At 39.1% G+C, this 21103-nt stretch carries 24 protein-coding genes; 8 read left to right on the top strand and 16 right to left on the bottom strand.

The window, feature by feature from the left end; translation table 11 throughout:
• The 8 genes from WMO43_RS00810 (at position 1) to WMO43_RS00775 (ending at position 4991) form a co-directional block, all read left to right on the top strand.
• Positions 1-672 carry a hypothetical protein gene (locus WMO43_RS00810; protein WP_008397007.1) on the top strand — a complete coding sequence of 224 codons (672 nt, stop codon included), beginning with the start codon at positions 1-3 and terminating at the stop codon, positions 670-672.
• A gap of 228 nt (positions 673-900) precedes the next feature.
• Positions 901-1047 (top strand): cyclic lactone autoinducer peptide, encoded by a 147-nt coding sequence (locus WMO43_RS00805; RefSeq protein WP_015568874.1) that lies wholly within the window; start codon positions 901-903, stop codon positions 1045-1047.
• Between the two features lie 18 nt (positions 1048-1065).
• Positions 1066-1485: a hypothetical protein gene (locus tag WMO43_RS00800; protein ID WP_349152462.1), complete on the top strand. Its 420-nt coding sequence runs from the start codon at positions 1066-1068 to the stop codon at positions 1483-1485.
• Between the two features lie 54 nt (positions 1486-1539).
• A complete protein-coding gene (locus WMO43_RS00795; RefSeq protein ID WP_008397012.1) occupies positions 1540-2370 on the top strand; it encodes an ABC transporter permease subunit in 831 nt (276 codons plus the stop codon).
• Positions 2357-3157, top strand: coding sequence for a hypothetical protein (locus WMO43_RS00790; RefSeq protein WP_008397014.1), 801 nt, complete (start codon positions 2357-2359; stop codon positions 3155-3157). Before WMO43_RS00795 ends, WMO43_RS00790 begins: the two co-directional genes overlap by 14 nt.
• A 14-nt stretch (positions 3158-3171) precedes the next feature.
• Positions 3172-3807, top strand: coding sequence for an ABC transporter ATP-binding protein (locus WMO43_RS00785; RefSeq protein ID WP_015559483.1), 636 nt, complete (start codon positions 3172-3174; stop codon positions 3805-3807).
• Positions 3807-4490: a hypothetical protein gene (locus tag WMO43_RS00780; protein ID WP_008397017.1), complete on the top strand. Its 684-nt coding sequence runs from the start codon at positions 3807-3809 to the stop codon at positions 4488-4490. The genes WMO43_RS00785 and WMO43_RS00780 overlap by 1 nt, the downstream gene beginning before the upstream one ends.
• Positions 4491-4628: 138 nt before the next feature.
• On the top strand, positions 4629-4991 hold the full coding sequence (locus tag WMO43_RS00775; RefSeq protein ID WP_008397018.1) for a hypothetical protein: 363 nt from the start codon (positions 4629-4631) through the stop codon (positions 4989-4991).
• A 180-nt stretch (positions 4992-5171) separates the two neighbouring features.
• Here the strand turns inward: WMO43_RS00775 and WMO43_RS00770 are convergent, their stop codons facing one another.
• From WMO43_RS00770 to WMO43_RS00695, 16 genes are all read right to left on the bottom strand, one after another.
• Positions 5172-5414 (bottom strand): DUF6061 family protein, encoded by a 243-nt coding sequence (locus WMO43_RS00770; RefSeq protein WP_008397019.1) that lies wholly within the window; start codon positions 5412-5414, stop codon positions 5172-5174.
• A 286-nt stretch (positions 5415-5700) separates the two neighbouring features.
• Positions 5701-6255, bottom strand: coding sequence for a GNAT family N-acetyltransferase (locus WMO43_RS00765; protein ID WP_353529385.1), 555 nt, complete (start codon positions 6253-6255; stop codon positions 5701-5703).
• Positions 6256-6322: 67 nt separating this feature from the next.
• Positions 6323-6463, bottom strand: a complete 141-nt coding sequence (locus WMO43_RS00760; protein WP_353529384.1) for a hypothetical protein — start codon at positions 6461-6463, stop codon at positions 6323-6325.
• Positions 6464-6830: 367 nt separating this feature from the next.
• Positions 6831-7766 (bottom strand): ABC transporter ATP-binding protein, encoded by a 936-nt coding sequence (locus tag WMO43_RS00755; RefSeq protein WP_353529383.1) that lies wholly within the window; start codon positions 7764-7766, stop codon positions 6831-6833.
• Positions 7756-8844, bottom strand: a complete 1089-nt coding sequence (locus WMO43_RS00750) for an ABC transporter ATP-binding protein (RefSeq protein WP_353529382.1) — start codon at positions 8842-8844, stop codon at positions 7756-7758. Before WMO43_RS00750 ends, WMO43_RS00755 begins: the two co-directional genes overlap by 11 nt.
• Before the next feature lie 11 nt (positions 8845-8855).
• On the bottom strand, positions 8856-9920 hold the full coding sequence (locus WMO43_RS00745; RefSeq protein WP_177963713.1) for an ABC transporter permease: 1065 nt from the start codon (positions 9918-9920) through the stop codon (positions 8856-8858).
• Between the two features lies 1 nt (position 9921).
• Complete coding sequence (locus WMO43_RS00740) at positions 9922-10857, bottom strand: ABC transporter permease (protein ID WP_177963712.1); 936 nt, start codon at positions 10855-10857, stop codon at positions 9922-9924.
• An 89-nt stretch (positions 10858-10946) separates the two neighbouring features.
• Positions 10947-12620: a peptide ABC transporter substrate-binding protein gene (locus WMO43_RS00735; protein ID WP_353529381.1), complete on the bottom strand. Its 1674-nt coding sequence runs from the start codon at positions 12618-12620 to the stop codon at positions 10947-10949.
• Positions 12621-12779: 159 nt separating this feature from the next.
• Positions 12780-13757, bottom strand: coding sequence for a DNA polymerase III subunit delta (holA, locus tag WMO43_RS00730; protein WP_353529379.1), 978 nt, complete (start codon positions 13755-13757; stop codon positions 12780-12782).
• A 127-nt stretch (positions 13758-13884) separates the two neighbouring features.
• Positions 13885-14409: a hypothetical protein gene (locus tag WMO43_RS00725; protein WP_353529377.1), complete on the bottom strand. Its 525-nt coding sequence runs from the start codon at positions 14407-14409 to the stop codon at positions 13885-13887.
• Positions 14396-16705, bottom strand: coding sequence for a DNA internalization-related competence protein ComEC/Rec2 (locus tag WMO43_RS00720; RefSeq protein ID WP_353529582.1), 2310 nt, complete (start codon positions 16703-16705; stop codon positions 14396-14398). Before WMO43_RS00720 ends, WMO43_RS00725 begins: the two co-directional genes overlap by 14 nt.
• A 64-nt stretch (positions 16706-16769) precedes the next feature.
• Complete coding sequence (locus WMO43_RS00715) at positions 16770-17711, bottom strand: GerMN domain-containing protein (RefSeq protein ID WP_353529375.1); 942 nt, start codon at positions 17709-17711, stop codon at positions 16770-16772.
• A 10-nt stretch (positions 17712-17721) separates the two neighbouring features.
• A complete protein-coding gene (locus WMO43_RS00710; RefSeq protein WP_353529373.1) occupies positions 17722-19152 on the bottom strand; it encodes a sensor histidine kinase in 1431 nt (476 codons plus the stop codon).
• 11 nt (positions 19153-19163) lie between these two features.
• The gene (locus WMO43_RS00705) at positions 19164-19856 is read right to left on the bottom strand and encodes a response regulator transcription factor (RefSeq protein WP_177963706.1); all 693 of its coding nucleotides are present in this window, start codon (positions 19854-19856) and stop codon (positions 19164-19166) included.
• A gap of 9 nt (positions 19857-19865) precedes the next feature.
• Entirely contained in the window at positions 19866-20492 is a 627-nt protein-coding gene (locus WMO43_RS00700) for a helix-hairpin-helix domain-containing protein (RefSeq protein ID WP_353529372.1), read from the bottom strand.
• 119 nt (positions 20493-20611) lie between these two features.
• Positions 20612-21043, bottom strand: coding sequence for a DMT family transporter (locus WMO43_RS00695; protein WP_177962497.1), 432 nt, complete (start codon positions 21041-21043; stop codon positions 20612-20614).
• Positions 21044-21103 lie beyond the last annotated feature (60 nt).

Raw genomic sequence — 21103 nt, 5'->3', positions numbered from 1 at the left:
ATGAAAAAATCAAGTATCTATGGTATTTTGTCTATTGTTCTTATCGTAGGAATGTTTTTTACAGGATGTGCATCCAAAAATAATGCAAGTCAACTGAATACAAATGTATCTAACTTGCCAATCCACCAGATGCACGCATCTTTTGTATATGATACTGATAACATTCGCGAAGCTGTTGGTATCTGTGATTACGTATTTGTAGCAAAGGTTGTCAGTTGCGATGGAACCGAGTATCGAAATGTTATAACGACTGAAGATGAAAAAGGAAATCCTAAGGAGGTCGGTTCGCCTTACACTAATTATACTATTCAGGTTCTCGAAAATATAAAAGGTGAACTTATTACAGATAAACCTATTCCTATTGTTAAACAAGGCGGAATTTCAGAAAAACAAGATGCTATTTATCTGTTTGAGAATGATTCACTGCCTTCCGAAAATTCCATTTATATCTTTTTGGCATATGCACAAGAGGATGGTTCGTTACTAATTTCTGGTCCAAATTCAAATGTAATGTGTAACGATTCGAATATGTATTCTATTAATTCTGTCTCAGAGGAAAAATCAGTTACAGAATACGATGAGTTTATTACATATAAAGATGCTAATGATAATGAGATTATTCCAGTTGATCGAGAGCGTTATAAATCTATATATGAGACTGACAATAATTAATCATTATTTCTGAAATATATAGATTAAAGATGGCAGGTAGGTGCTTAACCTATCTGCCATCTTTTCGGTTTTATACCTATATGTAGAACAGTTCGTGCATGTTGGGCTACCATTCGTGCATAGAGGGATTGAAAAAATTAAATACTCTATTATATTAAGCACATACCATGGTAAACAAATAAAGTTGTCTGTAATTGTCAGACAATTAAGGAGGGGGGGGTGAAAACGATGGACAATAAGCAAGTAAACAAGGCACCCCAGAAAAGTGCCCGTCTCGTACTTCAGGCAGTGACTGCTATTGCTCGAAGTAATGCAAATTCATTGTGCCGTGGTTTGTTGTATGAACCAAAAGTACCAACGCAGTTAAAAAAATAAGATTGGGAGGAATTGACTATGATGTTAAAAAGTTTAAAACAGAAGATTGCAAAAGTAGGTATTGGTTTGTTTTGTGCAGGATGTGTATTTCTTTCTTCAGCAGCATGTTCTCAGGCGGCATCTTACACCGCTTATGCACTTAAACTGAATAAGACTAATAACTTTACCTCTATGCATGCAAAAACAACATCCGATGATTACATCACAAATGAGGTAACAGCAATTACCAATACCTCTTACGCAAATTTCTGGGCTGTCAATAACAGCAAGAGTAAAATATCTAATAAGTATAAGCAGGGTGTTGGAACAGGATCTTGTAATTTAATCTTTACCAAGAGCGGTTATAATTCTACTAACACACAGGTCGGTATGGGAATGGAAAATTATCAATCTCAATTATCAACTGCATTTGTAAGTGGAAATGTAGATTTTAGATAACAGAAGGGATGGGCATAAACCTCTTCGTGGGTTTATGCCCTTTTGGTAAAGATTATGAAAAAAATGGTTCTTATAGAAATCAAACATTGTATTGATCGTGCAGAATATAAAGTTGTTTTTATTGCTCTAATGATTTTAAATATTGCTTCGTATATTTTATGTGTAAAAAATGATATAGGAAAAAGTTATCAATTTATTCGTTCAGCAAATGAAAATTTCGTATTACAGGGCACTGAAGCGGCATATATTCCATATATAATGTATCTGTTATTGCCTGTTTATGCAACAATTATTGCATCACTTTCCTTAATAAGAGAAGAAAAAAGCAATAGTTCAATCCTACTTATTCAAAGAATCGGGAAAAAGAAATATTTAGCAGGAAAATTATTTGGCATTCTGATTGTAACCTTTTTGACAATAACAATACCAATGCTCATAAATTTATTATTATGCCACTTGACATATCCAATACATGGATATGACAGTGCTTGGGGAGAACCTGATTACGCTATAGGTTTGGTATCATATAACGCTGACAATTTTCTTGATATGGTGAGATTGCAACATCCAACTTTATATAATCTAATATACATTTTTAATTACGGAATTTTTGGCTCGGGATTAGCTATCTTAGCTTATGCTCTTTCATATTATAACAAAATGAAAGTTCTATATTTCGCAAAGATACCTGGTGCTTTGTTTATATTCTATATTGTTTTTAATTTGATTGTTTCTGTCTTTGGGCTAAATGAATTCTCTATACAAGGTTATATTATGCCTAATGTTCATGGAAATATAATAGGAGAAATTGTTCTGATATTGCTTATTTTTGGATTAAGTATTGGCATTATACAGAGAAAAATAAAAAATTATGAAGTTATATAAGAAAAAAATTTTGAATGTTAATGTTGGAAAATGCTTACTAGTATCACTTATAACATTTGTAATTAGATATTTTTATGCTAATGTGTACTTGGGGTTTCATAATAGTCTGGTTACAATAACAGAAGGAGTACGTTCACAAATATATTTTGGGGGAATACTAATAGATCATTCGTTTGACCTTATATCTTTATCATTTTTTGCGATTTTGTTTATCCTTGAGATTTGTTATCTTACAATGGACTTATTTAATGATGCAAATGATAACATGGTAATTCTACTTCCTCGTTATGGGAAAAAACACATAATTTATAAGGATATATTAATAAAAATGATATTACGTGACTGTATTGTAGTTGTTTCCGATTATTTGTTTTTTCTTTTTGTAGAGCATACCTCTAATGGCTTAGAAGATTTCAAAGTTATTTTTATGCTATTGATAGAGATTTTTCATTTGCAAATGATTAGTTATTTGTTTTCATTTTGGAAAGATTCAATTATAGGATACATCGTTGCATTTATTGTATTTTTTATTCCAGTAATGGTGTGTGGATTTTATTTTTCAATGGGAAATGTTATATGGAAAATTTGGCATTATTCCTTGCTACATATTCCTTTATTTAATTGGCATAACAAGCTTATTATATATTATGTCGAAGAAAATTACGAATGGACTACAAGCAATATAGATTTATTGAATTTTAAGTCAAGCTGTCTCATTTCAGTTATATCATCCGCTGTTTTGGTGTGGATAGGTAAATTTCTTTGCGAAAAAAAACAAATATTGTGAGGTGAATGATATCCATGAATTTATATGTAAAATCTATTTCAAAGTCAATTAAAGGTGAAAAAGTGCTTGATGATATCAGTTATACATTTGAATCTGGTAAAATATATGGAATATATGGTAAAAATGGTTCAGGTAAAACAATGCTACTCAGAGCCATTGCAGGTTTTATAAATACAGACAAAGGATACATAAAATATAATCACAAGGCATTACATAAAGATATGGATGTTTTACCAGATTTAGGAGCTGTTATTGAAAATATTTCTTTTTGGAGTATGTATTCAGGATTTGAAAATTTGAAAATGCTTTCCAATATAAAAGGAATTGTATCAGATGAAGAAATATATGAAATAATGATATACTTTGGTCTTGATCCCAAATCAAAGAAAAAAGTAAATAAATATTCATTAGGAATGCGTCAAAAACTAGCTCTTTGTCAAGCACTGATGGAACATCCAAAAATTTTGCTTTTGGATGAGCCAACTAACGCATTGGATCAGCATAGCATTGATTTATTTCGTGAACGTATATTGGAAGAAAAAAAGAATGATACCATTACTATACTGACAAGCCATAATAAAGAAGATATTGAAATATTAGCGGATGAGAAGATATGCATGGAATTTGGTAAAATTAAGGAGTTGATGTAATGAAGAAATTTGTATTAACTATCTGTGTTGTAATCATTTGTATGGTGACAGCCTTATTCTATGGAAAGACTGGGATAAAAACAACTACAGGGGTTCATGATCCTGATATTGCTTTATCAGAAAATACAGCTATGGAAATTTTCTATACAGGAGGGCAGAAAACTTCTTACTTTAACAATGAAAGTAATTACTCATTGGATGATATGGAAAAAGATTCTTCTTTAATAGCTCGTATAACTGTAACAAATTCTCGTGAAATGAGTTTACGATCAACAAAAACAATGGTAAAAATAGAGGAAATCTATAAGGATAATTCTGCTAATCTTTCAGTAGGTGACTGTATTTACATTATAGAACCTGTATCATTTGTTAGAGGTGAAGAATTTTACACTAACGGATGGCAATATCTGAAGACCGAAGATACTTATTTAATATTTTTAAAAAATCTAGGATGTATTGATGGGTATAAATACACCAAAGAGGAAGAAAATTCATTTATGCCTGTATCGGAAATATATTCAAAGAGAAATCTAACTCATGATGAAAGTTGTGTGGTTTTTGATTCGGCGGAAACTCTCTATTCAAGTATATCTATGTTTGCATTTTTGACCTCAGAAAAAACTATAGTAGATAATTATGAGAAAATATGGAAAAACATTACAAATTCAGGTAAGTATGAATGATTTAATTATTTATGAATGAATCTCTCCTATTCTATTTCCTGTGAGAAGCGTATCAATGTTAGAAATTCATGGAGATACTGAATTAAGCAATATGGAATCATTCAATCTTAAAGAAACTAAAAATGGAGATAATAGAAATTGAATAAAAAGAAATTGGCAAAGAGTGTTGTAGGCATTGCTTTAATTGTAAGTGTAGCTATACTTATCGTTGTATGTGTTGGAAAAATAAAGCACATTCAGAATAAAAAAAATATTATTGGTACATGGAAGAATGCAAATGCAGAGGAAGTGTTTACCTTTCAAGAAAATGGAGGACTTGTTGTAAACAAAGATATGCCCGAATTGGGTATTACCTGTGGCAATGCATTATATAGCATATCTTCCTCAAATATGATTTTTGTGGAACAGAGAGATAATAGCGTGAATTTTGAGATAGAAGTAGATCAAAACGAATTAACAATCTTCTTTATGGGTCATAAATATTGGGAATTAACAAAATAGCAATTGCATATAAAGCGATACTCATGATATCCATAACCATAAAATATAGAGCCGATGAATCACTCGTTATTTCGATTGTGAGTTATCGGCTCTATTTCATTATTTATGGAAGGGCTAAAGAAATATCGTATTTTATAGAAATACTTTTGACAGATTTCTTCTCATTTTTATGTTCTTTTATCAAGTGCTATACCATTCCATATTCATCGCATTCACCCAATCTTGCATTTCTGAATCAAGATACAAACGGGCATATTCTAGTGGATTGTCAATCGCCAGTGCATCCAACATTCGTTGAGAGTTAGGAGTAGTAATCAATCCATCTTCTGCCTTGCCACAGTCAATCCGAAGTATGTAGCCATTGTAATAATTGATGTCTATGATGTTGTGATATTTATTATATTCTGCATGAACGATATTCATATTGCAAAGTCCTTTCTCTTATCTGTTTCAGTTGTAGAAGCATCTTGACCAGTTCCAGCCGATTATGTGATTTATATAATGTTATTAGCTGTTACCGGATTTTGCTTCCCTTGTTTTTGCCCTTATGAGGTGTCGTAACACAAGGGAAAAGGATATAACATAAGGGAAAGTCTAAGGGAAAGCTCACTTGCCAAAACTGTAGTAAAATCAAGGCATTGCGGATTTTATCGTAACACTTTATAATACCAGTTAGGTGTTAAAGAATTGTAGGTATCAAAATTCCAATTTATCTCATTCTATCGCTTGCAATGATTGCCCATAATGCAGTATCAATAAACTCTCCATTTTTATAGTACTTTTGTCGTGCGATGCCTTCAAAAGACATTCCACACTTCTTTAATACTGCCGAAGATGCATTGTTACCAGCGAATACTTCTGCTTGAACTCGATTTAGACCAATTTCTTCAAACGCATAGTCTAAAACCGCCATTAGCACCTCCGTCATAATCCCTTGATTCCAGAACCTAGGCGATAGCATATAACATGTATCAGACATCATGCATGATTCTTCAACATTACCTAAGTTAATAGTTCCAACCAGTTCACCAGTTTCTTTCCATTCAATTACCCAATGAAAATATGAACCCGATTCATAATTCGAGGACCATCGCTTAACTTTCTCTTTATATACCTCAACATCATCAACAGGATTAAATGGATAGTATTTGCAAACTTCATCGAACTTAGCCCAGTTCTCATACATCATAGAATAATCATCTGGAATTATTCTTCTCAATTTACATCTCTCAGTCTCAATATTTTTTGTACCTATCAAATTCATTTCTAATCATCCTCTTATATCAGCAAATTCTTAATAATGGTGTCCCTTCCACCGAATATTTCATATATCATTTTTCTTCTGGTGACATCATGGCTTCGTTTTGAATTACTCCTGACAACCAGCCGTTTTCTTCCAATGCCTTATATTGTTTACTATTTGTACTGACACCATTATAGGAATTACCTAATCCGCTAATATTCATCGACATATAAAAGCCTCCTTGCAATTAAATTAAAAATCCGTTTTGAGTAAGTTCAATGTTATATTAGTTGTATCGTCATAATTCACCCAAAAATAAATAGTCCATTCTCTCCAAATACCGAGTTGTTTATCTCTATCCTCTAATAGTGTTTGCTTCACTGTCAACTTTGTAAGCAACATATTCATAATCAAATTCATATCTGAATCTATCTCCGCCAATTCGTATCCTAATGGAATTTCTTTTAAATTATTTTGCAATGCTTCTTTATCAAATTCTGTCCCCCCTGAGTTTTACACTCCAACAAAAAACAGCCACACCCAACTCTCATCAAAATTCAATCTGGTGTGACTGTCCTTTTCCTATTTATAAGATATTACACATTCCACTTCGCAAACTCTTCGTCCGTACACTTCACATAATGTGTACCTCCAACATGATGCTCCGTTCCAAGTGTATAATCAATTCCGGACGTTGCATAGTCATAGCTTTCTGCTGATCTTGTCTTTTCTACGATGGGATTCGGTGTCGGGATCGCTGAAAGCAGGCTTTTCGTATATGGATGGATCGGATTTTCAAAAATTTCATCCGTGGTTCCTGTCTCCAGCAAATGTCCTAAGTGCAGAACTCCGATACGATCCGAGATATATTTTACCATAGACAGATCGTGAGCAATGAACAGGTAGGCTGTGCCTGTTTCCTGCTGGATATCCTTCATCAGGTTGACTACCTGTGCCTGAATGGATACATCCAGTGCAGAAATACATTCATCTGCAATGATCAGCTTCGGATTCATGATCAGGGCTCTTGCAATTCCGATCCTCTGTCTCTGTCCACCGGAAAACTGGTGCGGATAACGGGTCGCATGCTCCGGTGCAAGACCTACTTTTGCTAAAATTGCTTTGACCATCTCATCCCGCTCTTCTTTATTTTTGCATTTATGATGGATATCAAGACCTTCTCCGATGATATCTTCTACTTTTTTTCGCGGATTCAAAGAAGCCATTGGGTCCTGAAAGATCATCTGCATCTGCGTGCGGAGTGTCTGGCTGTCTGACTTACTCATCTTTCCACTGATATCTAAACCGTTGAATTGGATTTCTCCTGCGGTCGGATCATACAGACGGATAATGCTTCGTCCTATTGTGGATTTTCCGGAACCGGATTCGCCTACTAATCCGTAGGTTTCGCCCGGATAAATCTTAAAGCTGACATCTTCCACGGCTTTGACGGTAAAGCTGCCGCTTACCTTAAAATACTGTTTCAGATGATCTACCGTAAGAAGCGGTGTTGTATTTTCATCAATCTTCATATTCTTCCGCCTCCTTCTTCATTCTTTCGATCCTTACCCTTAATTCCTCCGGCATCTCTACCTTCGGTGCTCTTGGGTCTAACAGCCAGGTTGCCACATAATGTGTATCCGTGATCCGGAACATTGGCGGCTCTAACTTATCATCAATCTCTAACGCATACTGGTTACGCGGTGCAAAAGCATCGCCCGGTTTTTCGCGAAGAAGATTTGGCGGTGAACCAGGGATCGTATAGAGTCTGTCATCATCGGTATCTAAATCCGGCATTGCAGACAATAAGCCCCAGGTATATGGATGACGCGGATCGTAGAAAATTTCATTAATTTTTCCTTTTTCCACGATTTTTCCTGCATACATGACATTTACATAATCAGCTACTTTTGCAACCACGCCCAAATCATGTGTGATATAGATAACAGAGATTCCTCTTTCTCTTTGTACCTTGCGGATCAGCTCGATGATCTTTGCCTGAATCGTAACGTCTAATGCCGTTGTCGGCTCATCACAGATCAGCAGATCCGGATTGCAGGCAAGTGCGATCGCAATAACTACTCTCTGTCTCATACCGCCGGAAAGCTGATGCGGATAATTTTTCATTCGTTTTTCTGCATCCGTAATTCCTACCTCTTCAAGAAGATGTACTGCTCTGTCCCAGGCTTCTTTCTTTGGTGTTTTAAAATGCCAGATCATTCCCTCCATAATCTGTTTTCCAATGGTCATGGTAGGGTCTAAACTTGTCATCGGGTCCTGAAATACCATGGCGATCCGTTTCCCATTGATATGTCTTCGGATCCATTTTTTATCTTTTTGTAAAATATCTACGGTCTTCGGTGTACCATCCGCATGATGATAACTGAATTCGATCTTTCCTCCGTTTACCTCTGCGTTGGAGGCAAGAATTCCCATTGCAGCTTTCATGGTGACGGATTTTCCGGAACCGGACTCTCCTACGATAGCAACGGTTTCCCCTTTATAAAGGTCAATATTAATTCCCCGGATAGCATGTACCGGTCCTGCGGTGGTCTTGAAGGTAATATCAAGATCGGATATCGCAAGAATCTTTTCTTTGTTTTCAGACATGTTCTCGTACCTCACATTTCCTTCATTTTCGGGTCTAACGCTTCTCTTAATCCATCTGCCACAAGGTTAAAGCTCAACATTAAGAGTGCCATAACGATGATCGGCGGGATGATCTGGTAAGAATGCGTTGTAAAGCTGTTGAATCCCTCTGAGATCAATGAACCTAAGGAACATTGCGGTACCGGAATTCCAAGTCCTACGAAACTTAAGAATGCCTCTGTAAAAATAGCAGTCGGTATCGAGAACATTACCTGTGTAATGATCGGTCCGATAATGTTTGGCAGGATTTCTTTGAATATAATAAAGAAACTTCCCGCACCAAGTGTTCTTGATGCTAAAACAAACTCCTGCTCTTTCAGCTTTAACATCTCTGCCCTTGCAATCCTGCTCATGCCGACCCACTCCGTCAGCATCAGTGCAAAAATGATCGTCAGCATACCCGGTTTTAATACTAACAGTAATAACGTTACAATTACCAGTCGCGGAATACCGTTGGCAATTTCCAAAATTCTCTGCATCACCATATCGACTTTTCCACCAAAATATCCTGAGATCAGACCATAGCTCATACCGATGATCATATCGATCAAAGCAGCTGCCACAGCAATGATCAGAGATACTTTTGCTCCTGACCAGGTACGGGTCCAGATATCACGTCCGAAGTTATCACTTCCGAACCAGTAATAGACGTTATCAAGTCCTTTTTCTACATAGTAGTTCATCTTTTTGCTTCCGCTGGTGGTACTGATACTTTCACTTCCATCAAAAATGCCCAGTTTTTCCAAAGAAGCGACACGCGGTGCTAAATTCTTCTGGCTCAGGTTCTGCTCTGAGTAAGTATACGGTGTCATTCCCGGTCCGATAATGACCATTACGGTGATCAGCACGATAAAGATCAGTCCGATGACTGCACTTTTTTTCTTAAAAAAACGGATCAATACATCTTTCCAGAAATTCTGTGAAGCAAAGTTCGTATCAATGCCAATCTCTCCGGCATTGCTTTTTAAACGGAAATCCTCATCAGTCGGCACATATGCCGCCGTCACGGTTTCCATACAGGTTTCTTTTTCTCTCATCTTAATCACCATCCTTCGCAAGTCTGATTCGCGGATCAATGATTCCATAGAGAATATCCACTACCAGCATAATGATAATGTACATTGCAGAATATACAAAGCTCAATGATATGACAACATTATAATCGTTTGACTGGATCGCAGTAACTAAAAGACTTCCGACTCCCGGAATGGCAAAGATTTTCTCTACTACCAAAGAACCGGTCATCAGATCTACGATCAGCGGAGCTAATACCGTAATGATCGGGATCAGCGCATTTCGCAATGCATGCCGAAAGATCAGGGAAGCTCCTGAAATACCTTTACTCTCTGCTAAAAGCATATAATCACTGCCTAATACTTCTAACATCTCACTTCGCGTAAAACGTGCGATCGATGCCATGGTAAACATGGACAGCGAAATACTTGGCAGGACGCTCGATCCCATCACATCCTGTATGTTAAACAGCATTGGGAACCATTTTAATTTAAATCCTAAAGAATAGCTGAGTGCCAGCGCAAACACATAGGACGGCACGGATACTCCGATAACCGAAATGATCGTTGCGATAGAATCCCAGATTGTATTGTGCTTTAAGGCTGCAAGTAATCCTAACAGTAATCCTAAAACTGCACCAATCAATACTGCAAATCCTCCGATAAGAATGGAGATAGGAAGTCTTGTCTGAATCAACTGCGAGATTGGTGTATTTTTAGAAATATTATAGCTAACTCCAAAATCTCCCCTCAGCATATTTCCGACATATCGGAAAAACTGAACGACCACCGGTTGATCTAATCCATATTTTGCATAAAGTGCCGCCCTCTGGCTGTCATTTAACTTTTCATCGTTAAACGGAGAACCCGGCATCAACTGCATCAGTACGAACAACACCAGCAGAATCGCCAAAAGCGTAAAGAGTGCTGTAATGACTCTCTTCAGAGTATATTTTTTCACGTTTTCATCCTCCATATTGATAGGAAATAGCTGCACCAAGTCTGACCTCAGTGCAGCTCATAACACCCCGGTATGGATGTCTCATTTTTTTATTTCTTTACAGTGTCTTTATAAACACGGTTCAGTGCTACCGGATGGAATTCGATTCCCTCTACCTTAGAGGATACCATCTCTGCATTACACTGTGTATATAATGGCATAATGACAACATCATCCATTGCAATCTTCTCTGCTTCATAGAGTTTTGCCCAACGTCCTTCTGCATCTGTGCAAAGGTCACCGGTTGTACATTCTGTGATGATCGCATCATAGTCAGCATTGCTCCACATACCATAGTTGTTGGAGTTGTCTGTAACCCACATTCCTAAGTATGTCATAGGATCTGCGTAGTCCGGTCCCCAACGTGTAAGACCAAGCTCGAAGTTACCATTCTGTAAGTCTTCTACTCTCTGTTTCTTAGGCTCTACCACAAGGTTTACGGTAAGACCAGGAAGTGCTTTTTCCCACTGCTCTTTTAATACCTGAGCAACTTTCTGTGGTGCATCATCTGCATCTACTACCATGTCTAACTCAACCTCTTTCACGCCTAATTCCTCTAAACCTTTTTCCCAGTAATCTGCTGCAGCTTTTGCATCATATTTGCATACATCGCTGTATTTCTCCTGGTCTTTGGAATAGTCGGAACCATCCGGACCTGTTGCGAACTGCGGTGGTACTGCTGTATAAGTTGGTGCAGAACCATCTTTTAATACATCTTTTGTAACCGTCTCACGGTCAATTGCCATGGTCATTGCTTTACGCACATTTAAGTTTGCAAGCTCTTTTACATCTTTGATGTTAGATGTTACATACCATAAGTAACCTGCACCGATGCTCTGGAATTCAGGATCATCTTTTACCTGATCCACCTGCTCACCGTTTACAAGAGTTGTATCTAAGTCACCGCTCTGGTAGCTCATTAATGCCTGCTGTGAATCCTGGATTACCTGATAGTTTAATCCTGAAAGGGAAACACGGTCTGTATCCCAGTAATCTTCATTCTTTGTTAAATGGAATGCTGTTGCTGCCGGCTCATAAGAGTCTAACACGAAAGCACCATTAGAAAGTGTTGTCTCCGGGCTTGTTGCAAAAGTATCACCACAAGACTCAAAGAATTTTTCATTTACAGGATAGAATGTCGGGAAGTACATCAGTGACTCAAAATAACTTACAGGTACATTTAAGCTTACCTCAAGTGTCTTATCATCTACCGCTTTGACTCCTAATTCGCTCTTATCCTTTTCACCGGCGATAATCTCTGCTGCATTTTTTACCTGGCCGATATCACTTAACATGTATGAATATTCAGAAGCAACATCAGGATCTACTGCTCTCTGCCATCCAAATACGAAGTCTGCTGCTGTTACAGCATCTCCATTACTCCATTTTGCATCGCGTAAATGGAAGGTATAAGTAAGTCCATCCTCTGACACATCACAGCTCTCTGCGATTGCCCATACTGCCTTTCCATCTTTGTCCATCTGCATGAGACCATCTGTATAATCAGCAATTACCTCGAAAGAAGTACCATCGGTTGCCTGCTGTGGATCCAGTGATTCTACAGGGGTTTCAAGCATTACATTCAGGTCTGAAGATGAAGAAGATTCTGATTTGCTTTCTGATTTTGAAGTATCTGCTTTATCAGAAGAACTGCCACATCCAACAAGACCCAGCACCATTGTTGTTGCTGCAAGAACAGCGACAAATGCTTTTGCTCTTTTCATTTTCTTTCCTCCTTAATATTTTTATAAAAAAATACAAGGGTGGCATCATTTCATGCTCCCTTGCATTTTTATACATTATATCACATACTTTTTACAATTACCAGTATTTTTTTACATTTTTTGTAAAAAACTTCTATTTCCCATCGGTTTTATAGGTTTTTATTGACTGCATTTGACGATCAAAAGTTCCACTGCAATCCTGTCATTCATTCTTCCGGACTTCACACTCTCTTCAAATTCCACGCCGTCTTCTATGGCTTCCCGTATCTGCTGCATCGTAAAATTGCCTGCCATCCTCTGGTTTTTTCTGACTGCAAATTCCGGCATTCCCGCCTTTGATGCAATGGTACGGCTGTCTGCTCCCTGCCCGCTCAATTCTTTGATCAGCATCAGCTTCTGGAACTGTCGCAGGATCAAAAACAGAATCCTCATCGGTGGTTCTTTTAAGGTCAGCAGGTCATAATAAAGGTCTAATGCCTGCTTCTGTCTTTTTTCTGAAATGGCATTGATCATCTCAAATATTTTGTTTTCCGTCTGCTCTACGCAGATGGCTTCTACCTGTTCCTCTTCAATCGTCTCACGATCCATGCAGTAACAGATCAATTTTTCTAACTCCCGGTCGATATTTTCCATGTCATTTCCGGTTTTGGTAATGAAACGCTGATATGCCGCCCTGGTCATTGCTTTTCCTTCTTTTTTCAGTCTGCCACCGACCCAGCGCATCAGTATCTCATCATTCTGTCTTTCAAAGCAGACGATCCTGCCTGATTTTTTGACCTGTTTATAGAGCTTATTTCGCTTGTCTACTTCGGATTCCACAAAAATAAAACAGGTGCTTTCCGCCACTTCCGGGATATAGGCTGCAAGTTCTTCGGCGGAATTTTTAAAAAAGCCACTGTCCTCCACTAAAATAACCCTGCGCTCTGCAAAAAAAGGCAGTGTCTCTGCTAAGTCAATCAATTCGCCCTGCACAATATCTTTTCCCTCATATGCCGAAAAATTCATGGTATCACCCTGCGTTACCATGGCTTTTAACAGCTTCTCCTTGTACTGGCGTTTCAGATAAGCCTCTTCCCCATAGAGCAGATAAACGTTTTGAAATTGTCCTGTCTTTATATCCTCATCAATGCTTTTCATATGGGTATTCTAACACAAAGGAGGAGGGTGCTTCAAGCCAGCCTTTGGAAAATAATAATGCTTCTTGACAATTCCCGCACTTTCCTATATTCTATGATAAGAAGAAATGAGTTTTTAACCGTACAGCCTATTGCTCAAGCGGGGTACTCGTTTCTTTTTTTATGTTTATAATGTCGTACAAATACAGCTTATGGTCAGCCGCATGACGAATAATCAGCTCTGCCCGATATACATTGTATCTGCCTACTCTCCCTTCCTCTGCATATACCGGCAATGCAAATCTTGTGTCACATCGGTACCATCCATATCGTGCGTCAAAGCAATGCTTTTTTGCCAGATTCTTCTGCTTTCTTAAATTAGTAGCAATTCTAATCATTTCTGGCAATCCTTGGGCTGCATTTGCTTTCGCTTTTGCAAAACCCCCCTTCAATTTTTCTGTATATTTTGAACCCGAATATTCGTCTGCTAAATCCTTCCCCAAATATACGATATCCCCTGTGTCCATAATCTCTACAAATTGTCCTATATACCGTCTGATATAATTCTCTACACTATCCCAGTCGATATTCTGCCGCCCTTTGAATTGTATATTATGGATTACTACAATGCGTTTTCCTTCATCATCCTGCACTACTTCACTATTTCTTTTCATCAGTTTCTCCTAAAACCCCCTTTTCTTTTAGCAGCCTCCGCACGCAGACCTTCCCATCCTCCTGCGTTATACTAATCTGTCCGCACTCCGTCGTCTGAAAGATTTCTGCACCGACGTCCTGCATATGTTCTACCGCTTCTTTTCCGGGATGACCATAAGAATTATTCCGTCCGCAGGAAATCGTTGCCAGTTTCGGCTGTAAAACCTCCAAAAACTCCTTACTGTTCGATGTCTTAGAACCGTGATGTGCTGCCTTATACCAGTCAATTTTCATATTGCCATATGCTTCTATGAACTTTTTCTCCTGCTCCTGCCCTATGTCTCCGGTCAGAAGTCCTCGGAAAGCTTCATGCTCTAAGAGCAGTACCAGACTGTCTGCATTGCGTTCCCCTTCCACGGATTTTTCTGAAGGATACATGGCTTGGATACGGACTGAAGCATCTCGAAAACATTCTCCCTCCTCCAGATAAAGCACCTGACATCCCTTTCTCTTTGCAAGAGCCACCAACTCTTCCTGTGCTTCATCCCTTAAAACATATTTAGAAAACACGAGATGTTTTATGGGAACATCTGCCTCTAATAATTCCATCAGACCATTACAGTGGTCTGCGTCACAATGACTGACAAACCAGTAATCCACCTCTTTTACTCCATGAGATTTCAAAAAAGGCTGTATCCGATATTTTCCGACTTCCGAAACATCCACACTTCCGCCATCAACAAAAATTTCCGTACCGGCATCCGATTCTATATAAATGCCATCTCCCTGTCCCACATCTAATACCTGAATTTGAAATCTTTTTCCTTCTTTTTGCATGGAAAATGTAAGTAGTCCTAAATAGAACAACGTTAAGGCAATCCTTTTTAATCTATGATTTTCTAATCTGTTATTTAATTCTGTTTTTAATTTTCTTTGAGGTTTCTTTCCATACCAGAGCCATGTTAATATGGCAGCCAAAACCACATAGTAAAAAATCAATCTTTGCAGCCTTGGTTTTCCTGTCGTCCAGACAGCTCCCGGCAACTTCAAAAAAAGCCGACATAGAGACTGGTACAACAGTAACATCCCTTTTGCACCCTGCAACGGCAAAAATCCAAGTACCGGATACAGCAATCCCAAAAGACCACCAAATATCCCAAGGAACAACACCACGCCTGTGGTCGGAAGTATCAGTAAATTGATAAAAATGACATATGTTGGAAGTTCAAAATAGTAATATGCAATGACCGGGATCGTAAATGCCTGAATGCATCCGCTGACACATATCTGCTCTCTGATCCCCTTTTGAATGTCCATGCTTTTCAACAGAATGACAGACGCGTCGACACCTAAGACTGCTAAGAATGAAAGGATAAATCCTGTATAGGCATAGACAAACGGATTTTCCCATAATAAAAAAATGGCTGCTAACGCTAATCCGGTCAGCGAATCATAACTTCGTCCGATAACACCTCCCAAAAGAAGCAACAGGAACATGAGCACCGCCCGTTTTGTAGAAACTCCTGCTCCTGATAAAACGGCAAATACCAAAATTGCCACTGCCGATAGAGTGCTCCTTAACAAGAGCGGCACTCTTTGTTTTTGGAGCATTTTATAGAAACCCATCCCAATGATAGAGACATGTAAACCTGAGATCGCCAGAATATGAGAAATCCCCGTCTTTTGATAAAGGCTCTTTATCTCCGGCTCTAACAACTGTCTGTCTCCTAACACCATGGTACTTAACACTCCTGCGGTTTCTGCTCCCATCGTTTTTTGATAAAGCTGTATGACCTCACGTTTTTTCTGATAGAGAAATTCTGCAAACCGGTCTGTATCACGACTGATAAACTGCACGTTCTCTCCATAGAATTTAAAGTCTGTTCCCTGACTTTCATAAAAGTTCTTTTCGTCAAAATTTCCTTCATTCCTTGCAGGTTCTAAAGTTTTGACGGTTCCATTGACATAAATGATATTTCCGACAGATACGTCGGTATTCAGATATACTAAGATTTGTCTGCATGGAAGCTGCTTCTCTTCCACACGAAGATAACAATGTTTCAGATAGATTTTGGTACTTTTTGCACCCTCTTCTTTTTTTGAGACAGTTCCCCAAACGGCTGCTTTCTCTCCATCTTCTAACAGGGATTCCACTGCCTGATGGCTTTTTATGGCATTTTGCATATGACAGATTCCCAATACAAATATCACAGAAAATGTCACAGCATATACGATTCCCTGCACACTTCCCCTCTTTTTCCAGCGAAGATAACTATGACACGCAAGGAAGATCGCAGATAGCAAAAATATCCACACATTCCAAAGACGCGCCGACAAGATTCCCAGCAGAAAGAATGCAGCCGCTAAAAAAAGCGGCCTTTTATTCACTCTTTGCCTTTTCCCCCTTTTGTCTTTCTTCTAAATAATCCAGATTCCGGTCATAAATCTTATCGAGCTTATAACTGTCACGATACACTCCCTTGGTACTTCCATTGACGGAAATCTGAACCTTGCTGACGGTGGAGAGTTCAGATAAGGAATCCACAATGGAATAGATTACGATCGGTTCCTGTATTTCATAATCCTGATTTGTAAAGCCTGCATCAAAGTTGACATAACATACCCCATCTACGGTTGTGACACTGAGCAGTTTTGTTCCTGACGGAATGGCTGATTTTCCTTTTGCATTCTTCGGTTTTTCTAAAAGATGCTCGATCACTAACTTTTCTATCGAAATATTACTGCTGTAGTGGACCGTCTGTGTCTCTTTTACCAAGGCATCTCCATCCCGGTTAGAAAAATACAGTGTCAGTGTCGTCGTCTGGATCGCATTGATCTGCTCTCCCGGATTTTCCACAAAACTTTCTGCAGTCATCAGTCCTACTACATTATTTTTGGAATCTACTAAAGGACTGTCTCCCACAAAAAAGGAAACGCAAGAGATATCCGGTATCTGCGTCATGGTACGCACCACGGCTGCACGGCAGAACACCTCCGTTGCCGCATCCATATTATAGTAATCCGAATCCATCCAGACAGATAGCTGGTCGCCTTCGATCCGATACTTTGTAATCTCCACATCATTCGGGATCGGCTTCTGATATTCCACGTCCTCCGGTGCTGAAGAAAGCTCCCGCAAAAATTCTTTGACCATGCCTTCCGCATCCTTGCTCTTTGGATGGTATTCCCTCGGATTGAGTTTTGTCTGTTCTGAATTCAGATAATAAATCTGATATCCTGTTTTTACTTCTTTTTTCGATCCACAGCCGCATAACAGCAGAAGCAATGCTGCAAATAGAAATATCAAATATCTTTTCTTCATCTTCTGCCCCCTATGCAATATAATTGAGTGGGATCCGCACGGTAAAGATGGTTCCCTCGCCTTCCGTACTGTATGCTTTAATAGCTCCACGGTGCATCAGCACGGCATTTCTTGTAATCGCAAGTCCAAGTCCTGTTCCACCGATCTCCCTCGAATGGGACTTGTCCACCCGGTAGAATCTCTCGTAAATATGTTCTAGGGAATCCTCCGGGATTCCAATTCCCGAATCCTCTACTTTGACATAGAAATACTGATAATCTGCATTCAAAGTCACATGTACCCAGCCATTCTCACGATTGTATTTTATCGCATTTTCCACCAGATTTGTAATGGCAAGGGTCAGTTTTACCTCGTCGATTTCTGCCGTAACCGGACGGAACGTCTCTAATACCAGTTCTATGTTCTGCTTTTCCGCAATCGAACGCAGACGTTTTAAAATCAGCTCTAACATCTCATTGATGTTGATGCTTGAAATATTTAAATCTGCTGCAGACTTATCCATTTTTACTAAAGAAAGCAGATCTGTGATGATCTTATTCTCACGCTCGATCTCATTTGTGATATCTTCCATGAACTCTTTATAAAGCTCTACCGGTGCATCCTCCATGGCATTGATGGAATCCGCTAAAACCTTCATGGAGGTCAGCGGGGTCTTTAACTCATGGGACACATTCGATACGAATTCCTGTCTGGAATCGTCAATCGTTTTCATCCTTCCGAATAACTGGTTAAAACTCTCCGACATCTCTTTTGTCTCGGTATAGGTATTCACATTCAGTCCGTCTTCTTCATATCCGGTCTGGATATCACGGATAGATTTCTCCATCCTGCGAAGCGGACGTACCAGTCTGCCGGATGCAAAAATGGCAAATGCTAAGATCAATACGCCGATAATGAGCGTAAGGATTGCCGCATTGCGTCCCACGGCATCACGGTCATGAAGGACACTGTCCATAGAGACACTGACTAACATAACACCGATGACTTCTGTACTGTTTGCCGCTTTGATCGGCAGTGTCATTTCTAAATAACGGCTCTCTTTATCATATTTTGAGATTTCTTTTCCGGAAAGACTCTGGACGACTTCTTCGGAAATAATGGTTTTTGTCTCATCTAATCCATATGTATCTGCCACGATCCGAAATGCAGAGTCGATCAGCATTACCCTGCCGTCATAGATATTCGAAAGCTGGTTTAACTGTACCGTGATCGATTCCGTATTCTGTTTATTGATATAATCATTTGCTGCAATCTGGTCTGCAAGGATCTTTGCCTGACTGATAATCGCAATACTGCGTGTAGAAGCCGCCTGGTCTTCGTAAGCTTTTAAAAAACCGGCTCGCAAAACCAGACACGGCAGGATTCCGACGATCAGACATAACAGTATCAGACGGAATCGCATGCTTTTTAAGAATTTTTGAAATGCATTATTTTTTTTCATGACCTTACACCTTAACTCTGGTAATAATATCCCACTCCCCATTTGGTGTGGACGTATTTCGGCTCGCTTGGATTTGCCTCGATCTTCTCACGAAGTCTTCTGACATGTACATCAACCGTGCGGACATCTCCCGGATATTCATATCCCCATACCAGATTCAAAAGATTTTCCCGGCTGTACACTTTATTCGGATTCATGACTAAAAGTTCTAACAGGTCAAATTCCTTTGCCGTCACATTGACCTCTTTTCCAAGGATAAAAAGTCTTCGGCTCTCACAGTCTAACTTCAGATCACCGCTCTCTACGATCTTAGGATTTTCCTCTTCTTTCGGTTTTGCATTTCCGGTTCTTCGCATAATGGCTTTGATCCTTGCCTTGACCTCTAGGATATTAAAAGGCTTAGTTATGTAATCGTCTGCTCCATACTCAAGCCCTAAAATCTTATCCATATCATCACCTTTTGCCGTCAGCATTACGATCGGAACACTTGAAAATTCACGGATCTGCTGGCAGACCTCGAATCCATTCATCTTTGGCAGCATGATATCTAAAAGGATCATATCATATGCATTTGCTTTTGCTTTTTCATAGGCTTCTTCGCCGTCATAGGCACAATCCACCTCCATGCCGTCCTGCTCAAGACTGAACCGGATTCCTTTTACGATTAACTTTTCATCATCTACAACAAGAACTTTTTTTGCCATCTTTACACCTCAGTTAACTTTTATACTGTCCTTTATTTTCTGATAAACTCCTTCTTTGATCCCACTGATATTCATCAATTCCTCAGGAGCCTTGAACGCTCCATGCTCATTCCGGTAAGCGATGATCGCATCTGCTTTCGACTGGCCGATCCCCGGCAGACTCATCAGGGCAAACGCATCTGCCGTGTTGATATCGACGCGTCCGTCCCGACTGCTCTCTGCAGTCTCCTGCCCCGGCTGCACCGTTGCCGCTGCCGCTTCCTCCGTTGTCAGTACCCGTAACATCTGTCCGTCACTTAAGACCTCTGCCTGATTCAGGCTGTCACCTGCTGCCTGTTCGCTCAGTCCTCCGGCTGCCGCTATGGCATCACAGATCCGCTGTCCCGGTAAAAGCTCATAGACTCCCGGTTTTTGCACTGCTCCACAGACATATACAAAGATGTTTTCCGTGCTCTTTTCTTTCTCAGAGTCACTTTTTCCTTCTTTTATATCTTTGTTTCCTTCTGTCTGCTTTTCGTTATCCGTATGCTCTTTGGGATTTTCTAATATAAAATCCGTCTCCTGTTTCTTCTGACATCCGGTGTTTACGGCTGTCATGCATAAGATCAGAAACAGGAAAATGACTGTTTTTTTCATTTTGGTCCTCCTTTTTTTGAAAAAGGAGTCCGTTATGCCTGCTATTTTTTATTGTAACGAAATTTTAAATTTATTACAAGAGTATTTCCGTTTTTTTAAGGATTTGTTTTGAAAGACTTTTATTCCCATTTAAAAACCAGTATTCCGGCAATGGCAAGTGCCATTCCGACTACTTTTGACCACTGGAACGGCTGTTTATCCACACCAAAGATCCCAAACAGCTCGATCAGATAGGCAACCAGTAACTGTGCTGTTACGATCAGCATTACTGCCCTTGCAGGACCTAACGCTTCCATACTTTTAATAACGGTGATCGTGATGAAGGCTCCGATGGCTCCTCCTAAGAGCATATATTTCGGTTCTACGTTTTTCAATTCCATAAAACTGCTTCGGTCCGTGATCCCCCATGCTGCCAAACAGACGATCAATGCCGTTAACTGTACAAATGCTCCTGCGACCCAGATGCTTGTCCGTTCCGTTACCTCCGTATTGAATACTCCCTGAATACTCATCAATGCTCCGGAAAGCAGAGCAATAAAAATTCCAATCATAGTCTCCTCCTAAAGATATATTATCCTTAGTATGGACTTTGATTGGAATTTTATTCTAAT

The organism is Maccoyibacter intestinihominis (assembly GCF_040096355.1).
GTDB classification, from domain to species: domain Bacteria; phylum Bacillota; class Clostridia; order Lachnospirales; family Lachnospiraceae; genus Maccoyibacter; species Maccoyibacter intestinihominis.
This window is presented reverse-complemented; position numbering and strand designations above follow the sequence as displayed.

What these genes read in the sequence shown, in the direction of transcription:
- WMO43_RS00810 (WP_008397007.1), top strand. Translation starts at nt 1, where the DNA reads ATGAAAAAATCAAGTATCTATGGTATTTTGTCTATTGTTCTTATCGTA.
- WMO43_RS00805 (WP_015568874.1), top strand. Translation starts at nt 901, where the DNA reads ATGGACAATAAGCAAGTAAACAAGGCACCCCAGAAAAGTGCCCGTCTC.
- WMO43_RS00800 (WP_349152462.1), top strand. Translation starts at nt 1,066, where the DNA reads ATGATGTTAAAAAGTTTAAAACAGAAGATTGCAAAAGTAGGTATTGGT.
- WMO43_RS00795 (WP_008397012.1), top strand. Translation starts at nt 1,540, where the DNA reads ATGAAAAAAATGGTTCTTATAGAAATCAAACATTGTATTGATCGTGCA.
- WMO43_RS00790 (WP_008397014.1), top strand. Translation starts at nt 2,357, where the DNA reads ATGAAGTTATATAAGAAAAAAATTTTGAATGTTAATGTTGGAAAATGC.
- WMO43_RS00785 (WP_015559483.1), top strand. Translation starts at nt 3,172, where the DNA reads ATGAATTTATATGTAAAATCTATTTCAAAGTCAATTAAAGGTGAAAAA.
- WMO43_RS00780 (WP_008397017.1), top strand. Translation starts at nt 3,807, where the DNA reads ATGAAGAAATTTGTATTAACTATCTGTGTTGTAATCATTTGTATGGTG.
- WMO43_RS00770 (WP_008397019.1), bottom strand. Translation starts at nt 5,414, where the DNA reads ATGAATATCGTTCATGCAGAATATAATAAATATCACAACATCATAGAC.
- WMO43_RS00765 (WP_353529385.1), bottom strand. Translation starts at nt 6,255, where the DNA reads ATGAATTTGATAGGTACAAAAAATATTGAGACTGAGAGATGTAAATTG.
- WMO43_RS00760 (WP_353529384.1), bottom strand. Translation starts at nt 6,463, where the DNA reads ATGTCGATGAATATTAGCGGATTAGGTAATTCCTATAATGGTGTCAGT.
- WMO43_RS00755 (WP_353529383.1), bottom strand. Translation starts at nt 7,766, where the DNA reads ATGAAGATTGATGAAAATACAACACCGCTTCTTACGGTAGATCATCTG.
- WMO43_RS00750 (WP_353529382.1), bottom strand. Translation starts at nt 8,844, where the DNA reads ATGTCTGAAAACAAAGAAAAGATTCTTGCGATATCCGATCTTGATATT.
- WMO43_RS00745 (WP_177963713.1), bottom strand. Translation starts at nt 9,920, where the DNA reads ATGAGAGAAAAAGAAACCTGTATGGAAACCGTGACGGCGGCATATGTG.
- WMO43_RS00735 (WP_353529381.1), bottom strand. Translation starts at nt 12,620, where the DNA reads ATGAAAAGAGCAAAAGCATTTGTCGCTGTTCTTGCAGCAACAACAATG.
- holA (WP_353529379.1), bottom strand. Translation starts at nt 13,757, where the DNA reads ATGAAAAGCATTGATGAGGATATAAAGACAGGACAATTTCAAAACGTT.
- WMO43_RS00725 (WP_353529377.1), bottom strand. Translation starts at nt 14,409, where the DNA reads ATGAAAAGAAATAGTGAAGTAGTGCAGGATGATGAAGGAAAACGCATT.
- WMO43_RS00715 (WP_353529375.1), bottom strand. Translation starts at nt 17,711, where the DNA reads ATGAAGAAAAGATATTTGATATTTCTATTTGCAGCATTGCTTCTGCTG.
- WMO43_RS00710 (WP_353529373.1), bottom strand. Translation starts at nt 19,152, where the DNA reads ATGAAAAAAAATAATGCATTTCAAAAATTCTTAAAAAGCATGCGATTC.
- WMO43_RS00705 (WP_177963706.1), bottom strand. Translation starts at nt 19,856, where the DNA reads ATGGCAAAAAAAGTTCTTGTTGTAGATGATGAAAAGTTAATCGTAAAA.
- WMO43_RS00700 (WP_353529372.1), bottom strand. Translation starts at nt 20,492, where the DNA reads ATGAAAAAAACAGTCATTTTCCTGTTTCTGATCTTATGCATGACAGCC.
- WMO43_RS00695 (WP_177962497.1), bottom strand. Translation starts at nt 21,043, where the DNA reads ATGATTGGAATTTTTATTGCTCTGCTTTCCGGAGCATTGATGAGTATT.